This is a genomic window from Geodermatophilus sp. SYSU D01036 (assembly GCF_054050435.1).
In genome coordinates, this window is the sequence record NZ_JBJGZJ010000002.1 from 81708 (window position 1) to 105069 (window position 23362).

Consider the following 23362-nt stretch of genomic DNA (forward strand, 5'->3'; position numbering starts at 1 on the left):
GGTCAGGGGAGGACCGGCAGCACCACGCACGAGGGGTGCGCGGCGTCGTGCCGCACCTCGAACCGGTTGGCCCGCAGCTCCGTCGCCGTGCCCAGCGGCTCGCCGGTGCCGGGGTTGCGCGCGAACCGCGGGAACGCGCCGCCGCTGACCTGCACCCGCACCCGGTGGCCGGCGCGGAACCGGTAGGCGGTGGGGAACAGCGTGACGTCGACGGCGAGCGTGCCGTCGCCCGCGACCGCGACGTCGACGGCCGGGACGGTGCGCGGGTCGAGCCGGCGGATCCCGTCGACGACGTTGCGCGAGACGCCCGCGGGGTCGACGTCGCAGACGCGGACGAAGACGTCGGCGTGCGGCAGCTCGGTGCGCAGGTGCACCCGCGCCCGCACCGGCCCGACGACGTCGAGGTCGGCGGCCAGCGGGGGACCGGTGAACACCAGGACGTCGTCGCGCGCCTCGACGTCCCGGTTGTCGGCCTGCTTGCCCGGCGGCTGCAGCAGCGGCCCGCCGACGGTCGGCGTCGGGTCGGCCGGGTCATAGGTGAACCGGCTGGGCGCCTCGTCCTCCGGGGTGCCGCCGAGGCCGCCGCCGGCGCGCAGGTGCAGGACCTGCTCGCGGGCCCGCGCCGGGGGCCACTGGTCGAGGTCGAGCCAGCGGCCGGCCTGCTGCAGGAACACCCGGACGGCGGCGCCCTTGGGCACCGGCCCGCCGAGCAGGTGGTGGTCGAGCCAGGCGACGTCGCTGCGCAGGACCGCTCGCAGCTCGCCGGGCTCGCCGTGCAGCCAGGGCCCGAGGGTGATCCGCACCGGGACGCCGGCGGCCTGCAGGGCGGTGACGTCGGCCATCTGCCCGGCGACGAACAGGTCCCACCAGCCGGTGACCATGTTGACCGGCGGCATGCGGGTCAGGTCGGCGCCGCCGTGGTCGGCGGCGGACCAGAACGGGTCCCCGGGCTCGGAGTGCGCCACGTAGTCGCGCCAGAAGGGGACCGGTGCGCCGGCCACCGGGACGTCGGCGGCCTGCAGCGGCAGCCGCTCCAGCGCACGGCGGACGCGCTCGCGCAGCCGCGGGTTCGGCAGGCCGCCGAGCAGCCCGCCGCGCTCCTGCCGGCCGATCTGCGCCGACCACGCGAGCGCCGTGTGCACCGAGGGCGCGCCGCCCGGGAAGAAGACCGTGCCGCTGACGTCGGCCGAGGTGATGTGCGGTGACACCGAGGTGAGCGGCGGGTCGGCGTAGGGCGCCACCGCCCACTGCGTGTGGCCGAAGTAGCTGCCGCCGGTGGTGGCCACCCGGCCGTCGCACCACGGCTGGGCGCGCAGCCAGGCGACGGTGGCCAGGCCGTCCTCGTGCTCGGTGGTGAACGGGCGGAAGTGCCCGCCCGAGCCGAACGTGCCGCGGGTCGCCTGCACGAAGACGGTCAGGCCGCGCCGGGCGAGGGGCGCGGCGAACAGTTGCCCGCCCGCACCGGCCCGGCCGTAGGGCGTGCGGACGAGCACGACCGGCTGTGGTCCGCGCGCGCCGGCGGGGCGCCACAGGTCGCCCACCAGCGCGACGCCGTCCGGCATGGGGACGGCCAGGTCCCGCTCGACGGTGTACGTGCCGGCGGTGGGGCGCAGCCCCAGCGCGAGGTCCGCGGCCAGGGCGCCCAGCCTGCTCAGGACGGTCATGGCCGGACGCTACCGACCGTCCGTGTGCCCGGGAGGGCGGTTCAGGAGGTCCGCTCCGCGGGCTCCTTGAGCGCCCGGTTCATGGCCTCGAAGGCGGGCAGCGTGCTCCGCCGCAGCGACCGCGCCAGAAGCGGGACGAGCACACCGCGGAAGGTCTCCTCCTGGACCAGCCGGGTGCCCGCCCCGGCGGGCTCGAGGCGGAAGGCGTGCTCGCCGTCGAAGAGGCCCGGGACGCCGAGCCGGCCGAGCCACCGCAGCTCGCGGGCCGGGGCGACCTCGCGCAGGCGCGGGCGGATGGTCAGCAGCCGCCCGCCCACCGGCTGCATCCGCAGCGACAGCCGGGCGCCGGGGACGACGTCGCCCTCGGCCCGGACGATGAACGGGTTCCACTCGGGATAGGCGCCCAGGTCCGTGAGCTCGGCCCACACCCGCTCGGGCGGCGCGTCGATCTCGATCGCGGTGGACAGCCGGGTCATCGCGCGGGGCTCCTCGGGTCGGCTCCGCCCACCGTGGCCGACGTCGGCTGCCGCCGTCGAGGGCTCCCGCTGCGGGCTCGCCGTGGCGGAGGAACTGCGCTGAGCGGCCCCGCCGACCTACGCTCGTCGCGCCGAGGGCCGGAGGCGGCCCGGAGGGGGCGGTGACCATGACGCGGAGCCCTGACTTCCTGCCCGTCCTGAGCCGGGGACGGCACCGCACGCCCGTACGCGGCGCGTGCTTCCTCGAGTACACGGCCCTGCTGGCCGGTGAGCCGTTCAGCGACGCTCCGGCGTGCGTCGACGCGGAGCTGGCCGCCGTCCTGCGGCACGCCAACGACGTGCTCTCCGACGCCGACCGGCCGCGCCTGGTCCCGCTGCTGGGCCGGGCGATCGGCCTGGCCGTCCCCGCGGTGCCGGGGCGGCTGCGGAGGGAGGCCGCGCGGCGGTTCGCCGCGGCCGTCGGGTCGACGCTGTCGGTGGACGAGCGGCGGTTCGTGCGCACCGCGCACGTGGACCGGTTGTTCTGGTCGCTGATGTTCGAGCCGGTGCCGGTGAGCACGTCCGCGGCGTGGGTCGACCGGCTCGTCGAGCGGCTGGACCTGCTGCACGGCTGCTACGAGTCGGTGGTCGCCGAGCTCACCGCGCGGCCGGCGCCCGCGGTCGGCTGACGCCCGCGTGACGCTGCCGCCGGCCGTCGTCCGCGTGCGCGGGGAGGCCTCCGCCGACCACGCGCCCGACTGCGCGACGCTCGCGGTGCACGTCCGCGAGGTCTCCCCGGACGGCCGGGCCGCGGCGCTGGCGCTGGCGTCGGAGGTCGCCGCCGGCCTGCGCGCCGCGCTCGCCGGGGCCGCCGGGGTCCGGGCCGTGGTGCTGTCGCGCGTGTCGGTGCACGAGCGGTTCGTCTGGGACACCGGCACCGCCGAGCGGGCCGGGTGGGAGGCGACCGTGGGCGGCACCGTGCAGGCCGACGCGGGCGCCGTCCCGGAGCTGGCGGAGGTCGTGGCCGCGGCGGGCGCCGGGATCGGCGGCGTCTCCTGGGACCTCGACGACGCCGCCGCCGCGCGCCGCGCCGTCCGCCGGGCCGCCGTCGCCGCCGCCCGCGAGGCCGCCACCGACCTCGCCGACGCCGTCGGCCGCCCGCTCGGGCCGCTGCTGGAGCTGGCCGACCCGGGGCTGTCCTCCGCGGTGCCGGGCGCCCCGGAGGCCATGGCGGTCATGGCCCGCGGCGGCGGTCCCGCGCTGGAGCTGGACCCGCAGGACGTCGTCGTCCGCGCCGTGGTCGAGGCGACCTTCGCCCTGGGGGAGTGAGCCGAGGCCATGCCATGATCGGCCGGTCGGCGCCGGACCCCGCCCGGGGACACCCGCCGGCCCCGACCCGCGAGACGGTCCGTCCCCGTGGCGCCGGCCCGGCGGTCCCCGCCGGCTCCCCGCCCCGGGGCGTCCCGTCCGCGCGAGGACCGACATGACCACGCAGCTCTCCCGCCCGCCGTCGCCCTGGCCGGGCTCCCGCCACGAGACCGAGCACCGCTGGGACCTCGACGACGTCGTCTCGCTGGCCGACGCCGCCGCGCGGGTCCGCGCGCTGGCCACCGAGCTCCGCGCCGCGCACGCCGCCGGCTGGACGCTGACCCAGCCGATGCGCGACGGCCACCTGCTCGCGACCCGCCCGTCCCGGCGGCAGCGCGCCCACGCGTCCCCCGCGCCGGTGCCACTGCCGGCACCCGACGTCGCCCCCGCCCTGCGATGGCGGGTCCGGGTGGTCGACGAGCCGCCCGTCCCCGGGGACGACGTGCTGTCCGTCGGCGCCGTCCCCGGCAGCCCGGTCGTGGCCCGCGGCGGGGGAGGAGCGGTGCAGTTGAGCGGGCCGGACCTGCCCTCCGAGGTGCTCGCGGACCTCGTCCGCCAGGTGCCGCCGGCGGAGCTCGGCTCCCGGCGGTGGGCGGTCGTCGCAGCCCGGGTCGGTCCCGGCCGCGACCTGGTCGCCGAGGGCAGCGCCCTGCGGGTGCACGCGGTCGTCGGTGGCGTCCTCGTCCGGACGGTCGAGTCCCTGACCTTCCGGCACGCGGCCGACCGGGCGGCGACGCTGCCCGACGCGGCGGCCGCCTACGAGCGGCTCGCGCGGGCGGCGGAGGCGATGGCCGCGGCGGGCGGGCGGCTGACCGAGACCGACGACGGCCTGCTGCACATCCGGTACGGCCGCTGACGTGGGCACGCGGCAGGGCAGCCGGGCACCTCGGCAGGGAGGCGGCGGCTGCGACGCTGCGATGCGGTGAGGTGAGGACGGGCGTCGGCTCGGCGCACGTGCACGAGCCGACGCCCGCCGGCTCGGTCAGAACGGTGGCGGGTCGTCACCCGGGTCGGCCGGCGGCATCCCGGCGTCCTGGGGTGGTGGATCAGGTTCGGCCGCCGGTGGTGGTCGCATGCCCGGTGGTCGGGTCGTGCGGGTGATGCCCGACGGGGTGGTGACGGTGAGGGTCCCGTCGGTGCCCATCTGGAAGCGCCAGCCGCGGGCGAAGGTCTTCAGGCGGTGGTGGCTGCGGCACAGGCAGCAGAGGTTGGCGCAGTCGGTGGTGCCGCCGTGGGCGTGGGGGATGACGTGGTCGGCATCCGCCCAGCCGACGCGCTGGCCGCAGGTGGGGAAGCGGCAGGTGCGGTCGCGGGTGTGCACGAACCGCCGCTGCGGCGCGGAGGGCGCGTAGCGGTCGGTCGGCTCGGGCCGGTCGACCGCTACGCGCCCGCAGTCGTCGCCGGCTCCAGCCGACTGCTCGACGTCAGCGTCGGCCGGGTGGTCGGGGCAGCCGCGGCCGGCCAGCCGGCGGAGCTGGTCGAGCGTGGTGGTGGCGCGCAGCGTGCCGTCGTCGTCGACCAGCGCGAGGGTGACCGACCCGCCCTCGGGTGCCCGGACGCCCAGCGCGTCGAGCTGGGTGAGCAACTCCCGCAGGTGGGCGGCGGTGATCGGCAGGCCGTTGACGTGGCCGGCCTCCTGCGAGCGGCCGGTCAGCGCGCTGAGCGTGGCGATGATCTGCAGGTGCGCGGTGACCGGCGGGTGGCCGGTCTCCCACGGGCGGTGCAGCAGGTCGGCGTAGACCAGGGTGCGCAGCTGCCCGATCGGGCGGGGATCGCCGTCGGCCTTGAGCGTCCGGGCGAGGGCGTCGACGAGGGCGTAGCCGGCGGCGGCGACGTCGGCGGGGAGGTCGGCGGCGAGGGTGGCCATGCCGTCGAAGGGGGAGTCGTAGAGCCGCACGTCGGCGTGCCGCTCGGCCTGCGTGCGGCGGCCGTCGATGGCGTCGGCGTCGGCCTCCTGCAGCAGCGCCAGCGCCCGGTCCTTGAGTTTGCGCACCGTCAGCGACGTGGCCTCGGGCAGCAGCCGGGCCTCGATCATCCGGGCGGTGGCCGCGGTGGTGTGCTCCAGCACGTCGACCAGCGCCCTGGCGCGGGCCTCGTCCAGCTGCCCGGCGGCCAGCGCGGCCCGGGTCGCCGGCAGGTGCGAGCGGTAGGTCCACGCCCGCTGCGCCAGGTGGGAGGCGGCGCCCCGGCCGACGTTCAGAACTCCGACACCCCCGGTAGTTCGGTGTCCGGGGCCCATGCACCACTCCTCGCACCGGGCGTCCCGGCCGGGGGGTCGGTGTCATCGGGAGAGTCATCCGCCAGGCCCAGGACGAGTTCGGCCTCATAGGCGGAGGCCATCGCCTTGAGGGCCTGCACCCGTTCGAGTTCGGCGGCCTTCTGCGCGCGCGACAGCAGCGCCACCGGCAGCCGGGGGATGGACACGGGCCTCTGGAGCAGCCAGCCGGCGAGCGCGCGCTCCACCGGCGAGACGTGCTCGGCGACCTCCTCCACACCCCGCACGCTACGGCCGGGGTACGACAGTTCCCGCAGGTCAGCGGCGGGTTCTCACAGACGGACGGCGTCCACCTCGACGTCGACCATGACGACGTCGCCGTCGTCCTTGCCCCGCCGGATCCGCGCGGGCACGGGGAGCAGCCAGCCCGCCGCGCGGTCACGCCAGACGCTGGTCGACCACGTGCGCCCGTCGACGGTCGCCGTCACGGGAACCCGGCCGAAGGGACCGGCGGTCTCCGGCGCGTGCTCCTCCGGCACGGGCGCGAAGACCCAGCCGCCGGCACCGGGCCACCGCACGAGCGTCGCGTCGAAGGGCACGCGCGCAGCCTGCCGGACGGGGACGACGGTCCGGCGGGCTCAGCCGACGAGGAACGGCCCGATGACGGCGAGCGGCACGCAGACGAACAGGGACACGCCCACCGGCCCGAGCGAGCCGCCGGCCGGGACCTGGTCCGTCTCGGGCGCCGTGTCCAGGAACGCCCGGACCGCATCGGTGGCGCGTCCTCCTCGTCCGGTCCCGGTGCCGACCCGGTCGCCGGCCGCCGAGATCCTGCCACCGCGTCGAGGCCGGGGATCTCACCCGAAGGGGGCGCATTTCGCTCACGGGCCCCCGAGTCGCGCCGTGTCATCGTGACCGCCGTGTCCGCCACCGCCGTCGCCACCGGGGTCGTCGCGCTCCTCGGTCTGGCCGCAGGCGTGGCGGTCGACCGCGCTGCCGCGACCTTCCCCTGGCCCGCACGGCGACCGGGGACGCGGCGTCGGGACGCCCGGGTGCCCGCCGGCGGGGCGTCGCTCCCGTCGCAGGACGCGCGAGCCGGCGAGCGGCCGGCGACACGGCCGGTCCCGGTCCTCCTGACCGCCGCGCTCTGCGCGCTCACCGCCTGGCGCTTCGGCGTCTCCGCCGCGCTGCCCGCCTACCTCCTGCTCGCCGTCGCGGGGGTGCTGCTGGCCGCGATCGACCGGCGGCACTCGCTGCTGCCCAACCGGGTCGTGCTGCCCACCCTCGTCGCGGGCGCCGTCCTGCTCACGGGCGCGGCGGCGGTCACGGGGGAGTGGCCGGCGCTGCTGCGCGCGGTGCTCGCGACCGCGGCCGTGTTCGGTGTCCTGCTCGTCATGGCCCTGGTCTCGCCGGCCGGCATGGGGATGGGGGACGTCAAGCTGGGCGCCGTCCTCGGCCTGTACCTGGGGTGGCTCGGCTGGCCGCACGTCGTGCTCGGCCTGTTTGCCGGGTTCGCCGTCCAGGCCGTGCTGGCTCTGGTCCTGATGGCGGTCCGCCGCGCGGGACTGCGCACCGAGCTGCCCTTCGGCCCGGCGTTGCTGCTGGGCACCGGACTGGTGGTCCTGGCCCCGCTCGTCACCTGACGAAAGTCAGATACACAGCGTGACCGTCCGTGTGCTGAGAGCACCGGAGAGGATGAACCACCTCCTCAGACGGGGTGAAGGACCCTCAAGTCTGCGCATCTCCTGCCCGACGGTGTCCGCAGCGCCGTGACTGGCCGGGTCGACCGACCCGGACCGGCGGCCCACCCCCACAGGAGAGAACCGTGCTGAACCCGCTCGCCGCCCTCGTCACCCTCGTCTCCCTCGCCAAGGACCGCGTCGAGCGGGAGGAGAAGGGCGCCACCGCCGTCGAGTACGGCCTGCTCGTCGGCCTGATCGCCGTCGCGATCATCACGACCCTGCTCCTGCTCGGCCCCCAGCTGGACCAGCTGTTCACCACGGTGCTGGGCGGCCTCCAGGACGCCAACGCGCAGGGCTGATCCACACACACCCGGCACCGGGCGTCGTGGCGACGACGAGTCGCCACGACGCCCGGCCGCAGCGTCCAGGGAGGGAGGCTGACATGAGGAAGCGGTTGCACCGCGAGCGCGGCGCCAGCGTCGTCGAGTTCGCGCTGATCGTGCCCCTGCTGATGATCCTGGTCCTCGGGATCGTCGAGTTCGGCCACGCCTTCCAGGTGCAGGGGACCCTGTCCGCGGCGGCCCGCGAGGGCGCCCGGGTCATGGCGCTGCAGAGCAACCCGGCCGCGGCCCGCGCCGCCGTCCGCGACGCGGCCCCCACCCTCGACCCGGCGATCACCGACGCCCAGATCGCGATCACGCCCGCCGCGTGCCCGATGACCGCGGCGACCACGGCCAACGTGCGGGTCACCATCAGCTACCCGATGCCCTTCCTGACCGGCTTCTTCGGCGCCGACGTCGACCTGACCGGGACGGGGGTCATGCGGTGCAACGGCTGACCCGCGCGCTGCGGGCCCGCGTCCGGCGCCGGCTGGCCGGCGAGCGCGGCGCGGTGGCCGTGCTGCTGTCCGTCCTGCTCGTCCCGCTGCTCGGCTTCACCGCGATCGCCGTCGACGTCGGCGCCCTCTACGCCGACAAGGCCCGCCTCCAGGTCGCCGCCGACGCCGCCGCCCTCGCGGTGGCCCGCGACTGCGCCCGCGGCGCCTGCGGCGACATGCAGGCCACCGCCCAGGAACTGGTCGACGCCAACGACGAGGCCGCCGCCGGCGCCGGGGCGGCCACCGCGGCACCGCCGGTGCTGGAGAGCGGGCCCACCCGCGTGACGGTCACCGGCAGCGCCCCCCGCGAGCACTGGTTCGCCCCGGTTATCGGCCACGACGCGAGTTCCGTCTCGGCGACGGCGACCGTCACCTGGGGCGCGCCCAGCGGCGGGACGGCGATGCTGCCGCTGATCTTCTCCTGGTGCGAGTGGCAGGCCCAGACCGGCGGCGGCATGCCCTCGGGCACCACGGAACGCACCATCGTGCTGCCCAAGAAGTCCGACACCGGCTGCACCGGCCCCTCGCGCATGTTCGTGCCCGGCGGCTTCGGCTGGCTGCAGTCCGACGGCGGCAACACCTGCAAGGCGACCACGCGGATGGGCAACCGCTTCGACTCCGAGCCGGGCAACAACCCCTCGCAGGGCTGCTCGGTGGGTGACGTCGCGGCCCTGGTCGGCCGGACCGTGCTGCTGCCGATCTTCGACGAGTCCGGCGGCACCGGCAGCGGCGCCTGGTACGAGGTCTACGGCTACGCCGCCTTCACGATCACCGGCTACCACTTCGGCGGGCTCTTCGACTCCGGTGAGCCCTGCAAGGGCGAGGAGCGCTGCATCCGCGGCTACTTCACCCGCTTCGTCGACGCCTCCGGCGCCTTCGACACCAGCACCGACGCCCCGGACCTGGGCGCGTCCATCCTCCGACTGATCCGTTAGGGGCCCTTCCGTGAGACGCCGACTGCTCGCCGCCGTCGCGGCGCTGGTCCTCGTGGCCGCCGGCACCGTGGTGCTGCTGGCCTACGTGCGCGGCGCCGACGCCCGCGCCCTCGCGGGGGTGCGCACGGTCGAGGTGCTCGTGGTCGACCAGCCGATCCCCGAGGGCACCCCGGCCGAGGAGGTCGCCGACCTGGTCCGCACCGAGGTGCTGCCCGCCAAGGCGGCGGTCGAGGGGCGGGTGACCGACCTCGAGCAGCTCGCCGGCCAGGTCGCCACCGCGGACCTCGAGCCCGGCGAGCAGCTGCTGGCCGGCCGGTTCGCCGCGCCCGCCGACCTGCAGGCGCCCGGCACCGTGCCGGTGCCCGAGGGGCTGTCGGAGGTGAGCGTGGTCCTCGAGCCGCAGCGCGCGGTCGGGGGCCGGCTGGCCGCCGGCGACGAGATCGGCGTCTACATCTCGATGGAGCTGCAGGGCAACATCGACGCCGACCCCGACGAGGAGCAGATCGGCACCACGCACGCCACCCTGCACGGCGTCCTCGTCACCCAGGTCCAGGGCGCCCCGGCGCCCGCCGGCACCGAGGACGGGGACGTGGAGACCGCCTCGGCCACCAGCGTCGCCCCGACGGGGAACCTGATGGTCACGATGGCCCTGCCGGCCCGCGACGCCGAGCGGGTCGTGTTCGGCATGGAGCACGCGACCGTGTGGCTGGCGCTCGAGCGCGAGGGCACCGACACGTCCGGCACCCGCGTGGTCACCCAGGGCAACGTCTACGGCGACCTGCTCGCCGCGCTCGGCGCCGTGGCCGCGGAGGCGACCGAATGAGCCGCGTCGTGCTCGCCGGCGCCGACGACGACCTCCGGTCCCGGGTCGAGGTCGCCGTGGACGGCGACGTCCAGGTCCTGCCGCCCGGCCGGCTGCCCGGCGACCCGGGCCGGCTGTTCGAGCTGCTCACCGACGGCGAGCTGCCCGACGTCCTGCTCGTCGGCCCGCTGGCGCCGCTGCACGAGGTGCTGACCCTGGCCGCGCGGCTGGACGTGCAGTGCCCCGGCATCAGCGTCGTCCTCGTCGCCGAGCCCACGCCGGAGCTGTGGCAGGCGGCGATGCGGGCCGGCATCCGCGACCTGGTGCCACCGCGCGCCGAGCCGGGCGACCTCGCCGCGGCCGTCGAGCGCGCCGGCGCGGCCGCCGCCGACCGGCGGCGGGTGCTGCGCCCGCTGGAGGAGACCGCCCGGTTCACCGGCCGGGTCATCACCGTCGCCTCGCCCAAGGGCGGCGTCGGCAAGACGACGGTGGCGACCAACCTCGCCGTCGGCCTGGCCACTGCGGCGCCGCAGGGCACCGTGCTGGTCGACCTCGACGTGCAGTTCGGCGACGTCGCCTCCGCGCTCGGCCTGGTGCCCGAGTACACGCTGCCCGACGCCGTCCACGGCCCGGCCAGCCAGGACACGATGGTCCTCAAGACCTTCCTCACCCAGCACCCCAGCGGGCTGTTCGCCGTCTGCGGGTCGGAGTCGCCGGCCGCCGGGGACACGGTGACCGCCGAGGACGTGGGCCGGCTGCTCCACGCCCTGGCCCGCGAGTTCCGCTACGTCGTCGTCGACACCGCGCCGGGGCTGTCGGAGCAGACGCTGGCCGCCATCGACGGGGCCACCGACGTGGTCCTGCTCAGCAGCATGGACGTGCCCGGCGTCCGCGGCCTGCGCAAGGAGGTCCAGGTGCTCGGCGAGCTCGGCATGATCCCGGCCGGGCGGCACGTGGTCATGAACCTGGCCGACCCGAAGAACGGGCTGTCGCAGCGCGACGTCGAGTCCGCGATCGGCACCGGGGTCGACGTCGTCGTCCCGCGGTCGCCCGCGGTCCCGGCCTCGACCAACCAGGGCGTGCCGATCCTCGCCAGCAACGGCAAGGACCCGGCGGCCAAGGAGCTGCGCCGGCTGGTCTCCCGGTTCGCCGCCACCCCGCTGGTCAAGCCGGGCCGCTACCGCGCCAAGCACCGGGCGGCGTCGTGAACCTCGCCTCCCGCCTCGCCGCCGCCAAGGGCCGGCCCGCCGAGCCGGCGCCCGCGCCGGTCGCGCTGCAGAAGCCGGCGCCCGCGGCGGCGACGCCGCCGGCCGTCCCGGCGCCCCGGCCCGCGGCCCCGGTCGCCCCGGCGCCGCCGACCGACGCCCTCACCCGGCTCAAGGACCGCGTCGCCAAGGCGCTGTTCGAGCGCATGGGGGCGCGGCTCAACGACCCGTCCCTGTCGGAGGACGCGCTGCGCGGCCTCGTCCTCGGCGAGCTGGACACCGTCGTCGACGAGGAGAAGGTGCCGCTCTCGCCGGACGAGCGGGCCCGGCTGACCGCGGAGCTGGCCGACGACGTGCTCGGCTTCGGCCCGCTGCAGAAGCTGCTCGACGACTCCACGGTCACCGAGATCATGTGCAACGGCCCGGAGATGGTCTACGTCGAGCAGGGCGGCAAGCTGGTGCGCAGCGCCGCCCGGTTCACCTCCGAGGAGCACCTGCGCCGGGTGATCGACCGGATCGTCTCCAAGGTGGGACGCCGGATCGACGAGTCCTCGCCCATGGTCGACGCGCGCCTGGCCGACGGCTCGCGGGTCAACGCGATCATCCCGCCGCTGGCCTTCTCCGGGTCGACGCTGACCATCCGCAAGTTCTCCAAGGACCCGTTCGGCGTCGACGACCTCATCGGCTTCGGCACGCTCAGCCCGGAGATGGCCGAGCTGCTGCACGCCTGCGTCGAGGCCCGGCTCAACATCATCGTCTCGGGCGGTACCGGCACCGGGAAGACGACGCTGCTCAACGTGCTGTCGTCCTTCATCCCGGAGGGCGAGCGGATCGTCACCATCGAGGACGCCGTCGAGCTGCAGCTGCAGCAGGAGCACGTCGTCCGCCTGGAGTCGCGCCCGCCCAACATCGAGGGCAGGGGCGCGATCACCATCCGCGACCTGGTCCGCAACAGCCTGCGGATGCGCCCCGACCGCATCGTGGTCGGGGAGTGCCGCGGCGGTGAGTCGCTGGACATGCTGCAGGCGATGAACACCGGCCACGACGGCTCGCTGTCGACGGTGCACGCCAACTCGCCGCGCGACGCCATCGCGCGCCTGGAGACCCTGGTGCTCATGGCCGGCATGGACCTGCCGCTGCGGGCCATCCGGGAGCAGATCGCCTCGGCCGTCGACGTCGTCGTCCAGCTGACCCGGCTGCGCGACGGCACCCGCCGGGTCACCCACGTGACCGAGGTGCAGGGCATGGAGGGGGAGACGGTGACCCTGCAGGACGCGTTCCTGTTCGACTACTCGGCCGGCGTCGACCCCTCGGGCCGGTTCCTCGGCAAGCCGGTCGCGACCGGCGTGCGGCCGCGGTTCACCGACCGCTTCGAGGAGCTCGGGATCCGGGTCTCCCCGGCGGTGTTCGGGACGCCCGAGCCGGTGCACGCGCGGCGGTGGGCCTGATGTCCCCGGCGCTGCTGCTGCTCGGGCTGGTGCTGGTGACCGGCGGGCTGGCCGTCCTGGCGCTCGGCGTCGTGCCCGCCGGCCCGCGCCGGGTGCCCCTGGCCCGGCTGGACCCCTCGGTCGCGCCGCCGCCGACCCTGCTGTCGAAGGTGGCCGCGCAGGCCTCCGGCGGTGTCGAGCAGGTGATCGCGCGGCGCGGCGGGGTCGCGGCCGGGACGGCCGCCCTGGAGCGGGCCGGCATCGCGACCGGTCTGGCCGAGGTCGTGCTGCTCACCGGCCTGGCCACGCTCGTGCTGGGTGCGCTCGGGTGGCTGCTCGGGGGCGTGCTCGCCGGGCTGCTGCTCGCGCTCCTCGCCCCGCTGGGCGCGCGGGTGCTGGTCCGGCTGCGGACCGGCCGGCGTCAGGCCCGGTTCGCCGACCAGCTCGACGACGCGCTGCAGCTGATGGCCAGCAGCCTGCGGGCCGGGCACAGCCTCCTGCGCGCCGTGGACGCGGTGGCCGAGCAGGCGCCGGCCCCGATCGGCGAGGAGTTCGCCCGGATCGTCAACGAGACGCGGGTGGGCCGGGACCTCGGCGTCGCGCTCGACGAGGTGGCCGCGCGGGTCGACAGCGACGACTTCCGCTGGACCGCCCAGGCCATCGCCATCCACCGGGAGGTCGGCGGCAACCTGGCCGAGGTGCTCGACACCGTCGGCCACACGATCCGCGAGCGCAACGCCATCCGCCGTCAGGTGAAGGCCCTGTCGGCCGAGGGCCGGCTGTCGGCCTGGGTGCTCATGGCCCTGCCGGTCGGCATCGTCGCCTTCCTGGCGGTGAGCAACCCGGTCTACCTCTCCGCGTTCACCGAGTCCCTGGCCGGCTGGGTCATGATGGCCGTGTCGGCGGTCCTGCTGGTCGTCGGCGGGCTGTGGCTCAAGAAGACCGTGGCGATCCGGTTCTGATGACCACCGTCCCCGCTCCCGTCCTCGCCGCCACGCTGGCCGTGGCCCTCGGCGTGCCCCTGCTCGGCTGGGCGCTGTTCGCGCGACCGGAGGACGCCGCCGCCCGGTCCCGCGCCAACCTCACCCGCGGGCTCGACCTGGCCGGCGCCGGGCCGCGGGCCGCCCGGACCCGCCCGGGACCGCTCGGCCGCCTGGTCTCGGTGCTGACACCGGCGGGCACGGTGGCCCGGCTCGACCGGATGGCCGGCGCGGCCGGGCGGCCGGCGGCCTGGCCCGTCCACCGGCTGGTCGCCGCCAAGCTGGTGCTGGCCGCGATCGCCGCGGCGCTCGGGCTGCTGGTCGTGAGCAGCCGTCCGGGGCCGCTCACCGTGCTGGTGGCCCTCGCCACGACGGCCGTCGCCTACGTCGTCCCGGAGCTGCTGCTGTACAGCCGGGGCCAGGAGCGCCAGCAGGCCATCGGGCTGGAGCTGGCCGACACCCTCGACCAGATGACCATCGCCGTGGAGGCCGGTCTCGGGTTCGAGGCCGCGATGGCCCGCGCCGGGCGGAACGGGCGCGGCCCGCTCGCCGAGGAGCTGGTGCGCACCCTGCAGGACATCGGCGTGGGCCAGCCCCGCCGGGAGGCCTACCTCGCCCTGGCCGAGCGCACCGGCGTGGAGGACCTGCGACGGTTCATCCGGGCCGTCGTGCAGGCCGACGCCTACGGCGTCTCGATCGCCGACGTGCTGCGCACCCAGGCGCAGGAGATGCGGCTCAAGCGCCGGCAGCGGGCCGAGGAGAAGGCCATGCAGATCCCGGTCAAGGTCATCTTCCCGCTGATGCTGTGCATCCTGCCGGTCCTGTTCGTCGTGCTGCTCGGCCCGGCCGCCATGGACATCGTCGACGCCTTCAGCTGAGCGCCGCGGCGGCCGCGCACCCGGTGGGGTGCGCGGCCGCCGTCGGATCGGAGGGAGGTCAGCCGGTCGAGCGGGGCTGGGCCGGGTTGGTCGGGTCGCCCTGCGACGGCGGGTTCATCGCCGGGCCGGTCGTGGCCTCGGACACCTTGGAGCCCGCGGAGGCGTGCACCGGGTCGTCGGCCGCCGGGGACGCCGGGTCGCCGCCGGAGGGCTGGGCGCCCTCGTGCAGCGACCGCAGCCGGTTCTCCATGGCCGTGACCACCTGCAGCCGGTCGGCGTGGGCGCGCTCGTAGTCGAGCACGGTCTGCAGGCCGGTGGCGTCCAGCGTGCGGATGCGCGAGATCAGTCCCTCCACCGGCAGGTGGTCGTAGTCGGGCAGCGGCAGCTGGTCGTGCTCGGTCATGCGGGACCGCCTACCCGCGCCTCCCGGATCCGACACGGTGTGTGGCACTCGGGCCGGTGGGTAGGCGGCGAGCGGAGCGCGTCCCGTCGCGGGCGCCGAACCGCCACCGATCAGCACAGAGGAAGTGGTCCCCACCCCATGGACGTGTCCTTCCTGACACCGGTCTTCCAGGCCGCAGGTCCCTTCGCCACCGTGACCGCCGACGTCACGCACACCACCGAGAACGCCGACACCGAGCTCGACCTCCGCGTCCGCGCGGTCGCCGAGAAGCTCACCGAGCAGGGCGCGCCGGAGGCGGTCGTCGAGGCGGTCCGCGGCCGGCTGCTGGAGGGCAACGACGGCGGCGAGGCGGGCACCATCCGCGGCCGCGCGGTCGTCGTCGCCGCCGACGGCACCGTCGTCTTCGACTCCCAGCTCGCCGACGTGCCGCGCCAGGAGCTCGCCGAGTGGTCGCCGCAGCCGGACCTGATGCCGGTGCTGCGCGCGCTGCCCGGACGCGTCCCGCACGTCGTCGTCCTCACCGACCGCACCGGCGCCGACCTCACCGTCGCGAGCCTCCCCGGCCACGCCGAGGAGGAGGAGACGGTGAAGGGCGACACCTTCCAGATCCGCAAGTTCCAGGGCGGCGGCTGGGCCCACCACCGGTACCAGCACAACGCCGAGAACAAGTGGGTCCACAACGCCGACGACGTCGCCGAGCACGTCGCCTCGGTGGTCCGGCGCCACCAGCCGCGGTTCGTGCTGCTCGCCGGCGACATGCGCGCCCGCCAGATCCTCACCGACCGGGCCAGCGGGCTGTGGTCGGACCTGATCGTGTCCATCGACGAGGGCGGCCGGGCCGCCGGCGCCGACCGCGAGCCGGTCGAGCGGAAGGCCGCCGAGCTCGTCGCCGAGCACGAGGCGCGGGACGAGGCCGACGCCGTCGAGAAGATCAGCTCCGCCGGCGCCCACGGCCTGGCGGTGACCGGGACGGCGAACGTCGTCGAGGCGCTGCGCAAGGCCCAGGTGGAGACGCTCGTCCTCGCCGACCCGGCCGACGACGAGCAGCTGCTCGTGGGCGCCTCGCCGCTGGAGCTCGGCATCGACCGGGCCGACATGGACGCCCTCGGCGTGCAGGAGGCGCAGTCGGTCCCCGCCGAGCGCGCGCTGCTGGCCGCCGCCGTGGCGAGCACCGCCGGCGTCGTCGTCGTGCCGCGGGCCGCCATGCCCGGCGACATCCCCGTCGCGGCGATCCTGCGCTACACCGACGACTCCACCCCGACCCCCCAGTGACGGAGGCTGACCCGATGAGCGACCCGCACCAGGAGGGCACCCCGGCCGGCACCAGCCCGGCCGACGTCGACCGCCGCGCCGCGATCGCCGAGACGCTCGGCAAGGAGGTGTGGCCGGCCGACCGCGACGCGCTCCTGGCCCGCGCCGAGGAGTCCAACGCCGAGGACCGCGTGCTCGCCGACCTGCGCCGGCTCCCGGCCGGGCAGACGTTCGAGAACGTCCAGGACGTCGCCCGCGCGCTGGGCATCGGCACCGAGCAGCAGCGCTTCTGAGGAGGTCCGCGTGACCACGAACAAGGAGCCGAGCCCGGAGGCCCTGGCCAACGTCACCGAGCACAACGTCGAGACCCGCGCCGACCTGCTCCCCGAGGAGGCCGGCATGAAGGGCAGCGGCATGGAGGAGGTGGCCGCCGAGGTGATCCTCGCCGAGTCGGAGGAGCGCACCGTGCACCCCGACCCGGACGACGCCCAGGGCGCCCACCGCCAGTCCGCGGAGACGGCGGACCTGCCCTGAGCGAACGGCACGAGCACCCGGTCCAGCTGCGCTGGTCGGACACCGACGTCTACGGGCACGTCAACCACGCCCGCGTCCTCGGCCTGCTCGAGGACGCCCGGCTGGCCATGGTCGACCCCACGCCGGGCGGGGGGATCATCCTCGCCCGGCTGGAGGTCGACTACCTGCGGCAGGTGCACTACCGGATCGGGGAGCACCTGACGGTGTCGACGTCGATCACCCGGCTGGGCCGCAGCTCCATCGGCATGTGCCAGGAGCTCACCCAGGACGGGCAGGTGGCCCTGCGGGCGGAGATGGTGCTGGTCAACTTCGACTACGCCGCCGACGCCTCGGCGCCGCTGACCGAGGCGCAGCGCGCGCACTGGTCGCGCTGGCTGGTTCCCCGACCGGGGGACGCCGCGGACCGCTGACGCCGGGTGGCTCCCGGCGTAGCGTCCCGCCATGGCCGAGACCGCCGCGCCGCCCTTCGCCCGGGACCACGACGGCGGGGAGCGGCTGGTCTTCTGGGGGACGACGATCGTCGTCCGTGCCTCCGCGGACACCACGGCCGGGGCCTTCACCCTGTTCGAGGAGCAGACGCCGATCCTCGACACCTCCCGGCACGTGCACCGGGACACCGACGAGCTCTACTACGTGATCGAGGGCGAGCACGTCTTCGTGTGCGGCGAGCGGGAGTTCACCGTCGGCCCGGGCGGGACGCTGTTCCTCCCGCGCGGCGTCCCGCACTCCCACCGGCGGGTGGTGCCCGGCGAGGGCCGGCTGCTGTGCACGACCTCCCCGGCCGGCTTCGAGGGCTTCTTCCGCACCCTCGCCGAGGCCAGCGCCACCGGCGGCTCGTTCGACGAGGCCTACCGGCGGGCCTCCCGGGAGCACGGCGTCACCTGGCTCGGCCCCGACGACTGACCGCCCCACCTGCGGGTACCTGCGCCGGCATGCCCGAGACGACGAAGAGCGGAGACGCGAAGGCCGACGAGATCCCCAGCACGCTGCAGCGCTCGGACGAGAAGGCGCAGCGCACCTTCGCCAAGGCGCACGACTCCGCCGTCGAGAACTACGACGGCGACGAGCAGCGGGCCAACCGGGTGGCGTGGGCGGCGGTCAAGCACACCCACGAGAAGGTCGGCGACCACTGGGAGCCCAAGGACCACAAGGGCCCGAGCGACCCCCAGGCCGAGGGCGGCGCGGACACCGACCGGGAGACCAAGGGCGGCGTCGACGCCAACGCCACCAAGGAGCACCTCATGGACGTCGCGAAGCGCCTCGACGTCCACGGCCGCTCGTCGATGACCAAGGACGAACTGGTCGACGCGATCCGGAAGGCCAGCGACCGGGCGACGGCGAGGGCGCGCGAGAGCTAGGCGCCGGCTCAGCCCGCGGGGACGGCCCACAGCTCGCGCTGCGGGGACCCGAGCGGCGCCGCGCCCGCGGACGTGAGGACGACCTCCTCCTCCAGCGCCAGCCGCAGGCACTGGCCGCCCCACTCGGGCACCGTCACCCGGACGGCGAGCTCCAGGGCGAACACGGTGTCCGGGTGCAGCACCCGGTCGCCCTCGCCGGGCACGCCCCGCTGGTCGTCCCACCGGCCGACCACCGGCCCGGCGCCGTGGCCGTGCACGCCCACCGGGTGGGAGTAGACGTCGGCCTCCAGGCCCTCGGCGGCCAGCGCCGCCCGGGCGGCGGCGAGCACCTCGTTGCCGGTCCGCCCCGGCACCAGCGCCGCGGCGGTGAGCTCCTGCGCGCGGCGCCCCGCCGCCCACGCCCGCCGCAGCCCCGGCGGCGGGCCGTCCTCCCCGGGGCGCAGCAGGTAGGCGCTGCGCTGCAGGTCGGTGACCAGGCCGAGGCTGCTCAGCCCGGCGTCGCAGGTCACCAGGTCGCCGGGCTCCAGGACGGCGTCCTGCGGCACGGCCGGCAGCTCGACCCCGCCGTCGGCGAGCAGCGGCACGCCGGCCCGCTGCACGGTGACCCCGGGGTGGAACCACGGCGGCACACCCCGGCCGGCCATGCGCTCGTGCACCTCCCACGCCAGGTCCGCCGCCGTGCTCACGCCGGGGACGAGCACGGCGGGGGAGAGGACCTCGGCCAGCACCCGGTCGGTGTACCGGGCGAGGGTGTCGAGGGCGGCGACCTCCTCGGGCAGCCGGGTCTCCAGCCAGCCGACGACGAGGTCCTCGGCGGAGACCAGCCGGCCGGCGAGGTCGCCGAGCGCCGCGGTGAGCCGCCGGTGCTCGGCCACCGACAGCCCGTCGGCCAGCGGGCACCCGGCCGAGACGTCGACGCCGATCCGCCGCGGCGCGGCCTGGGCGACGATCCGCCGCACCGCGGCCCACTGGGCGTCCTCGTCGTCGCCCCCGTCCCCGGCGCCGCCGTCGTCGCCGGGGGCCCAGCCGGGCAGGAACTGGCCGACCGGGTAGCGGGAGACCGCGACCGGCGTGACGCCGTCGTCGCTGCGGTGCAGGACCAGGACGACCAGCCGCCGGGCCGACAGCCAACTGGCCGGCAGCAGGGTCGGCAGCACCGGGTCCTCGCCGCCCTCGCGGCCGACGACCAGCCACAGGTCGATGCCGGCGCGGTCCATCAGGCCGGGCAGGAGGTCGAGCAGCCGCTGGGTCAGCCACCGGTCGCGGACGTCGGCCTGCTCGCGCCGCGGCAACGGCACCGTCCGCGTCGGGTCCGGGACGACCAGCGTCATGGGGACAGGGAAGCAGAGAACCGCCGCCCGCACCCGGTGGAACGGGAGGTCAGGCCCCGGTGGGCGCCGCACCGGGCCGCGCGGCCCCCGGGACCGTCGGCGGGCCGAGCCGCTCGCCGGGCGGGGTGGGCCGCGGCAGCGGCGGCGCGACGGTGGCCACCCGGTCCCGGCCGGCCTGCTTGGCCCGGTACATGGCCGCGTCGGCCCGGTCGACCAGCCGCCACAGCGCGCCGGGGGCGTCCTCGCCGTCGGCCGGCCGGGTCAGCGCGACGCCGATCGAGGCGGTCACCGTGTGCCCGTGCCGGTCGCGGGTGGCCCGCACCGCGAGCCGGAGCCGCTCGGCCAGGTGCGCGGCCTCGCCGGGGTCGCCGACCAGGCCGAGGACCACCAGCTCCTCCCCGCCGATGCGGGCGAGCACGTCGCTGGGCCGCACGGTGTCGGCCAGCGCCTCGGCGACGGACTGCAGAACGGTGTCGCCGGCGGCGTGCCCGTGCCGGTCGTTGACCTGCTTGAAGTGGTCGAGGTCGATGACCATCGCGGCGACCCGCAGCCCCTCGCGGCGGGCCTGCCGCCAGATCCGGGAGGCCTCCTCGACCAGGTGCCGGCGGTTGGCCAGCCCGGTGAGCGGGTCGCGCCGCGACTGCGCCTCGGTGGCCGCCAGCAGCCGCCGCTCGCGGCGGCGCAGCAGGTGCACGCCGACCGCCACGAGGTCGAGCATCCCGGCGGAGACGGCCACCTGGACGGCGAACCCGACCGTGCTCGCGTAGCTGTGCTGCACCGCCACCGCGACGGCGACCGGCGTGACCGCCATGTGCACGCCGAGCATCCACGGCCGCAGGAACCACGCGGCCACCACCGAGGGGAACAGCAGCATCAGCGGCGTCGCGTACCGGACGGGGTCCTCGATGCACAGCGCGACGACGGCGTAGACGAGGTCGCCGAGCAGCACCAGGCCGAAGGTCTGCCACAGCCCGACGCGGCGGCGCACGATCAGCGGCACCGCGGCGAGCACGCAGGCGGCCATCGTGGCGCCGTAGGTCAGGCCCGTGGCGCCCTCGCGGACGACGCCGTCGAGGGCGAGGTTCACCAGGCCCGTGAGGCCGCCGACGACGAGCAGGACGGCGAGCAGCAGCGCGGCGACCCGGTTCTCGGGACCGCCGGGCCCGAGCACGTCGTCCGACGTCGGGGCGTCGCGGTCGGGCGGCCGGACGGAGGTCACCGGCGCAGGATGCCGCACGGGGCGGCGTCGCGGGAGGTCCACGGCGCGGAGCCCCACCACCCGGGGGACCGGGCGGGCGCCGCAGGGGCGGCGGCGCGGCGCCGCCGCTGGCAGGCTGCCCGCATGTCGCACCCGGATCCCGGCCTCGTCGACGTCCGCCCGCTGGCCGACCACCCGCTCGCCGAGGCCGGCTCGGCCGCCCTGCGCATGGTCGCCCCGGGCGCGGCCACCGCCGGCCGGTTCGGGCTGGTCGAGTACCGGCTCGGCCCCCGGTCGGCGGGCGCGGCGCCGCACTACCACCAGACGTTCTCCGAGTCCTTCTACGTGCTCTCCGGCGAGCTGACGCTCTACGCCGGCGGGCGCTGGCAGCCGTGCCGGCCCGGCGACTTCGCGCTGGCCCACGAGCGGGGCGTGCACGGCTTCCGCAACGACTCCGACGAGCCGGCGTCCTTCCTCATCCTGTTCACCCCCGGCATCGCGCGGGAGTCGTTCTTCGCCGAGATGGCGGAGATGCGCCGGAGCGGGCTGCGGCCGTCCCCGGAGGAGATGACCGCCTTCTACGCGCGGCACGACCAGGTGATGGTCGAGGAGTGACGACCGCGGCGAGCATGGCGGCCCCGTTCGGGGGCATGTCGTGATCGGGTGTCCCCGACACGTGGGGACCGGCTGACAGGAGGCGCACGTGGCCGAGGGACCGTGGTTCTACTGCCTGAAGCACCACACCGTGGAGACCCGGGACGGCTGCGCCGAGCGGCACCGCCTCGGGCCCTACGCCACGCGCGAGGAGGCCGAGCACGCGCTGCAGTCGGTGGCCGAGCGCAACGAGCGCCTGGACCAGGAGGACCGCGAGTGGGAGGGCCGCTGACCGGCCCCTGCTGACCGGCCGCTCCCGACCGGCCCGGCATGATCGGGCCCGGTGCGCCGGACCCGCCGGTGCCCGGGAGGAGGCAGCGTGACCACCGCAGCGGAGAGCCGTCCCGTCGAGGAGCTGGTCGTCGGGGTGCTGGGGGGGACCGGCCCGCAGGGGCGCGGGCTCGCGGTCCGGCTGGCCGCCGTCGGGCAGCGGGTGCTGCTCGGGTCCCGGGACGCCGACCGCGCCCGCGAGGTGGCCGCGCAGGTGGCCGAGCGGGCCGCGGCCGCCGGCGGGGGCGAGGTCTCGGTGCAGGGCGGGTCGAACCTCGACGTCGCCGGCGCCGCCGACCTGGTGATCGTCGCCGTCCCCTACGCCGGGCACGCCGACACGCTCGCCGAGCTGGCGCGCCCGCTGGCCGGGAAGGTCGTCGTCGACTGCGTGGTGCCGATGGGCTTCGACGAGCTGGGCGCCTACGTGCTCGACGTCGAGGAGGGCAGCGTGACCCAGCAGGCGGCGGCGCTGCTGCCCGACTCGCACGTCGTCGGCGCGTTCCACCACCTGTCGGCAGTGCTGCTCGAGGACCTGTCGAGGCCCACCCTCGACGGCGACGTCATGGTCGTCGGCGACGTTCGGGCGGCCACCGACCAGGTGCAGGCGCTGGCCGGGCGGCTGCCCGGGATGCGCGGGATCTACGCCGGCCGGCTGCGCAACGCCCGCCAGGTCGAGGCGCTGACGATCAACCTGGTCTCGGTCAACCGCCGGTACAAGGCGCACGCCGGCATCCGCGTCACCGACGTCTGAGCCCGCTCACCGCCCGGCCAGCGCCAGCAGGTCCGGGACGACGTCGGCCGGGGCGGGCATCGCGGCGATCTCGGCGGCCACCTCGCGGGCGGCCGCGGCCAGGGCGGGGTCGGCGACCAGCCGCTCCAGCAGCGCCGGGGTGATCCCGCCCGGCTCGACGGCGAGGCCGGCGCCGCGCGCGGCCACCAGGTCGGCGTTGGTGCGGCGGTCGCCGGCGCCGCGGACCACCAGCTGCGGCACGCCCGCGGCCAGCGCGGTCAGGACGGTGCCCGCGCCGCCGTGGTGCACCACCCCGGCGGCGGCCGGCACGACCCGGGGGAACGGCAGCCAGCCCGCCGTCCGCACCTCCGGCGGCAGAGGCCGGCGGGTGGCCCCGCGGTCGGGCCGGACCAGGACGACGTCGAGGCCGGTGCCCGCCGCGGCGGCCGCGGCGTCGCGCATCAGCCGGTCGGGGCCGGGGGTGGCCACGGTGCTGCGGCTGACCAGCACCCGCGGCCGGTCACCGGGGCGGGTGAGCTCCGCGTCGACGGGCCGGTCCGGCGTCCACGGCACGAACCGCAGCGGCGTGCCGGAGCGCGGGCCGACCACGCTCGGCGGGGACGAGGTGAGCACCTGCCGCGGCGGCGGCAGCTCGCCGAGCCCGCGGGTCGGGCGGTGGGTCCCGAGCGCCGCGGCGAGCAGCCTCTCGGCGTCGAACAAGTTGCCCTCCACCAGCACCGACGGCACCCCCTGGCGGGCGGCGGCCTCCGCCCCGGCCGGGGCCAGCGACTCGTGCACCACCAGGTCCGGACGGTGCCGGGCGGCCGCGGCGAGGACCCCGTCCGCCGTCCGGGCGCCGAGGGTGCCGAACAGCAGTCCGACCGCCTCCGTCCCGCCCCGCCCGGCCAGCTCGCGGCGGGCCAGCCGCGGCCGGCGCAGCATGATCCGCCCGAACAGCGGGCCCAGCCGCAGCCCGGGCGCGACGTCGACCGGGGACAGCTCCGGCGGGCAGCTCGCGACCGCGTCCCCGGCCGTGGCCACCACCACCTCCGCACCGGCGTCGCGCAGGGCCAGGGCGAGCGGGACCAGCGGCAGGACGTGGCCGGTCAGCGGGGAGGCGACGACCAGCACGCGCATGCGGTCAG

At 76.6% G+C, this 23362-nt stretch carries 30 protein-coding genes; 21 read left to right on the forward strand and 9 right to left on the reverse strand.

Features of this window, described 5'->3' with window-relative positions; translation table 11 throughout:
- Window positions 1-2 precede the first annotated feature (2 nt).
- Window positions 3-1664, reverse strand: coding sequence for a CocE/NonD family hydrolase (locus ACI8AR_RS02825; protein WP_457049630.1), 1662 nt, complete (start codon window positions 1662-1664; stop codon window positions 3-5).
- A gap of 41 nt (window positions 1665-1705) precedes the next feature.
- Window positions 1706-2140, reverse strand: coding sequence for an SRPBCC family protein (locus ACI8AR_RS02830; RefSeq protein WP_457049631.1), 435 nt, complete (start codon window positions 2138-2140; stop codon window positions 1706-1708).
- A 167-nt stretch (window positions 2141-2307) separates the two neighbouring features.
- Between ACI8AR_RS02830 and ACI8AR_RS02835 the strand changes: the two genes are divergently transcribed.
- From ACI8AR_RS02835 to ACI8AR_RS02845, 3 genes are all read left to right on the forward strand, one after another.
- Window positions 2308-2808, forward strand: a complete 501-nt coding sequence (locus tag ACI8AR_RS02835; protein ID WP_457049632.1) for a hypothetical protein — start codon at window positions 2308-2310, stop codon at window positions 2806-2808.
- A 7-nt stretch (window positions 2809-2815) separates the two neighbouring features.
- Complete coding sequence (locus ACI8AR_RS02840) at window positions 2816-3448, forward strand: SIMPL domain-containing protein (protein ID WP_457049633.1); 633 nt, start codon at window positions 2816-2818, stop codon at window positions 3446-3448.
- 154 nt (window positions 3449-3602) lie between these two features.
- A complete protein-coding gene (locus ACI8AR_RS02845) occupies window positions 3603-4343 on the forward strand; it encodes a hypothetical protein (RefSeq protein ID WP_457049634.1) in 741 nt (246 codons plus the stop codon).
- A gap of 126 nt (window positions 4344-4469) precedes the next feature.
- Here ACI8AR_RS02845 and ACI8AR_RS02850 read toward each other — a convergent pair whose 3' ends face one another.
- Genes ACI8AR_RS02850 through ACI8AR_RS02860 form a run of 3 tightly spaced genes read right to left on the reverse strand, consistent with a single transcriptional unit; the run spans window position 4470 to window position 6301 of the window.
- Entirely contained in the window at window positions 4470-5726 is a 1257-nt protein-coding gene (locus tag ACI8AR_RS02850) for a DUF222 domain-containing protein (protein ID WP_457049635.1), read from the reverse strand.
- Window positions 5684-5980: a hypothetical protein gene (locus ACI8AR_RS02855; protein WP_457049636.1), complete on the reverse strand. Its 297-nt coding sequence runs from the start codon at window positions 5978-5980 to the stop codon at window positions 5684-5686. The genes ACI8AR_RS02850 and ACI8AR_RS02855 overlap by 43 nt, the downstream gene beginning before the upstream one ends.
- 54 nt (window positions 5981-6034) lie before the next feature.
- Entirely contained in the window at window positions 6035-6301 is a 267-nt protein-coding gene (locus ACI8AR_RS02860; protein ID WP_457049637.1) for a DUF1905 domain-containing protein, read from the reverse strand.
- Between the two features lie 312 nt (window positions 6302-6613).
- Here ACI8AR_RS02860 and ACI8AR_RS02865 point away from each other — a divergent pair, with 312 nt between their 5' ends.
- The 9 genes from ACI8AR_RS02865 to ACI8AR_RS02905 all read left to right on the forward strand — a co-directional run bounded on the left by ACI8AR_RS02865 (window position 6614) and on the right by ACI8AR_RS02905 (window position 14488).
- A complete protein-coding gene (locus tag ACI8AR_RS02865) occupies window positions 6614-7345 on the forward strand; it encodes a prepilin peptidase (RefSeq protein WP_457049638.1) in 732 nt (243 codons plus the stop codon).
- Between the two features lie 182 nt (window positions 7346-7527).
- Complete coding sequence (locus ACI8AR_RS02870; protein ID WP_457049639.1) at window positions 7528-7743, forward strand: Flp family type IVb pilin; 216 nt, start codon at window positions 7528-7530, stop codon at window positions 7741-7743.
- An 83-nt stretch (window positions 7744-7826) separates the two neighbouring features.
- A complete protein-coding gene (locus ACI8AR_RS02875; RefSeq protein WP_457049640.1) occupies window positions 7827-8222 on the forward strand; it encodes a TadE/TadG family type IV pilus assembly protein in 396 nt (131 codons plus the stop codon).
- A complete protein-coding gene (locus ACI8AR_RS02880) occupies window positions 8210-9196 on the forward strand; it encodes a pilus assembly protein TadG-related protein (RefSeq protein WP_457049641.1) in 987 nt (328 codons plus the stop codon). Before ACI8AR_RS02875 ends, ACI8AR_RS02880 begins: the two co-directional genes overlap by 13 nt.
- Before the next feature lie 10 nt (window positions 9197-9206).
- Window positions 9207-10019, forward strand: coding sequence for a Flp pilus assembly protein CpaB (gene cpaB, locus ACI8AR_RS02885; RefSeq protein ID WP_457049642.1), 813 nt, complete (start codon window positions 9207-9209; stop codon window positions 10017-10019).
- Window positions 10016-11206 carry an AAA family ATPase gene (locus ACI8AR_RS02890; RefSeq protein WP_457049643.1) on the forward strand — a complete coding sequence of 397 codons (1191 nt, stop codon included), beginning with the start codon at window positions 10016-10018 and terminating at the stop codon, window positions 11204-11206. The genes cpaB and ACI8AR_RS02890 overlap by 4 nt, the downstream gene beginning before the upstream one ends.
- A complete protein-coding gene (locus ACI8AR_RS02895; RefSeq protein WP_457049644.1) occupies window positions 11203-12651 on the forward strand; it encodes a CpaF family protein in 1449 nt (482 codons plus the stop codon). The genes ACI8AR_RS02890 and ACI8AR_RS02895 overlap by 4 nt, the downstream gene beginning before the upstream one ends.
- Window positions 12651-13592: a type II secretion system F family protein gene (locus tag ACI8AR_RS02900; RefSeq protein WP_457049645.1), complete on the forward strand. Its 942-nt coding sequence runs from the start codon at window positions 12651-12653 to the stop codon at window positions 13590-13592. Before ACI8AR_RS02895 ends, ACI8AR_RS02900 begins: the two co-directional genes overlap by 1 nt.
- On the forward strand, window positions 13592-14488 hold the full coding sequence (locus ACI8AR_RS02905) for a type II secretion system F family protein (RefSeq protein WP_457049646.1): 897 nt from the start codon (window positions 13592-13594) through the stop codon (window positions 14486-14488). The genes ACI8AR_RS02900 and ACI8AR_RS02905 overlap by 1 nt, the downstream gene beginning before the upstream one ends.
- Before the next feature lie 58 nt (window positions 14489-14546).
- Here ACI8AR_RS02905 and ACI8AR_RS02910 read toward each other — a convergent pair whose 3' ends face one another.
- Window positions 14547-14891, reverse strand: coding sequence for a hypothetical protein (locus tag ACI8AR_RS02910; protein WP_456930360.1), 345 nt, complete (start codon window positions 14889-14891; stop codon window positions 14547-14549).
- A gap of 138 nt (window positions 14892-15029) precedes the next feature.
- Between ACI8AR_RS02910 and ACI8AR_RS02915 the strand changes: the two genes are divergently transcribed.
- Genes ACI8AR_RS02915 through ACI8AR_RS02940 form a run of 6 tightly spaced genes read left to right on the forward strand, consistent with a single transcriptional unit; the run spans window position 15030 to window position 18034 of the window.
- A complete protein-coding gene (locus ACI8AR_RS02915) occupies window positions 15030-16163 on the forward strand; it encodes a baeRF2 domain-containing protein (RefSeq protein WP_457049647.1) in 1134 nt (377 codons plus the stop codon).
- Between the two features lie 14 nt (window positions 16164-16177).
- Complete coding sequence (locus tag ACI8AR_RS02920; RefSeq protein WP_457042473.1) at window positions 16178-16435, forward strand: DUF2795 domain-containing protein; 258 nt, start codon at window positions 16178-16180, stop codon at window positions 16433-16435.
- A 10-nt stretch (window positions 16436-16445) separates the two neighbouring features.
- Entirely contained in the window at window positions 16446-16676 is a 231-nt protein-coding gene (locus ACI8AR_RS02925) for a hypothetical protein (RefSeq protein ID WP_456936507.1), read from the forward strand.
- A gap of 26 nt (window positions 16677-16702) precedes the next feature.
- The gene (locus ACI8AR_RS02930) at window positions 16703-17086 is read left to right on the forward strand and encodes an acyl-CoA thioesterase (RefSeq protein WP_456936562.1); all 384 of its coding nucleotides are present in this window, start codon (window positions 16703-16705) and stop codon (window positions 17084-17086) included.
- A 31-nt stretch (window positions 17087-17117) separates the two neighbouring features.
- Window positions 17118-17579 carry a cupin domain-containing protein gene (locus ACI8AR_RS02935; RefSeq protein ID WP_457049648.1) on the forward strand — a complete coding sequence of 154 codons (462 nt, stop codon included), beginning with the start codon at window positions 17118-17120 and terminating at the stop codon, window positions 17577-17579.
- Window positions 17580-17608: 29 nt separating this feature from the next.
- The gene (locus ACI8AR_RS02940) at window positions 17609-18034 is read left to right on the forward strand and encodes a ChaB family protein (protein WP_457049649.1); all 426 of its coding nucleotides are present in this window, start codon (window positions 17609-17611) and stop codon (window positions 18032-18034) included.
- A gap of 8 nt (window positions 18035-18042) precedes the next feature.
- On the opposite strand, the gene ACI8AR_RS02945 is transcribed toward ACI8AR_RS02940, so the two are convergent.
- Window positions 18043-19365 (reverse strand): M24 family metallopeptidase, encoded by a 1323-nt coding sequence (locus ACI8AR_RS02945; RefSeq protein WP_457049650.1) that lies wholly within the window; start codon window positions 19363-19365, stop codon window positions 18043-18045.
- Between the two features lie 49 nt (window positions 19366-19414).
- Window positions 19415-20584, reverse strand: coding sequence for a diguanylate cyclase (locus ACI8AR_RS02950; RefSeq protein ID WP_457049651.1), 1170 nt, complete (start codon window positions 20582-20584; stop codon window positions 19415-19417).
- A gap of 123 nt (window positions 20585-20707) precedes the next feature.
- On the opposite strand from ACI8AR_RS02950, the gene ACI8AR_RS02955 reads away from it, so the two are divergent.
- From ACI8AR_RS02955 to npdG, 3 genes are all read left to right on the forward strand, one after another.
- Window positions 20708-21178, forward strand: a complete 471-nt coding sequence (locus ACI8AR_RS02955) for a cupin domain-containing protein (protein WP_457049652.1) — start codon at window positions 20708-20710, stop codon at window positions 21176-21178.
- Window positions 21179-21266: 88 nt separating this feature from the next.
- Window positions 21267-21449, forward strand: a complete 183-nt coding sequence (locus ACI8AR_RS02960) for a hypothetical protein (RefSeq protein ID WP_387989058.1) — start codon at window positions 21267-21269, stop codon at window positions 21447-21449.
- 87 nt (window positions 21450-21536) lie between these two features.
- Window positions 21537-22238, forward strand: a complete 702-nt coding sequence (gene npdG, locus ACI8AR_RS02965; protein ID WP_456930370.1) for an NADPH-dependent F420 reductase — start codon at window positions 21537-21539, stop codon at window positions 22236-22238.
- A gap of 6 nt (window positions 22239-22244) precedes the next feature.
- Here npdG and ACI8AR_RS02970 read toward each other — a convergent pair whose 3' ends face one another.
- Window positions 22245-23354, reverse strand: a complete 1110-nt coding sequence (locus ACI8AR_RS02970; protein ID WP_457049653.1) for a glycosyltransferase — start codon at window positions 23352-23354, stop codon at window positions 22245-22247.
- Between the last annotated feature and the right edge of the window lie 8 nt (window positions 23355-23362).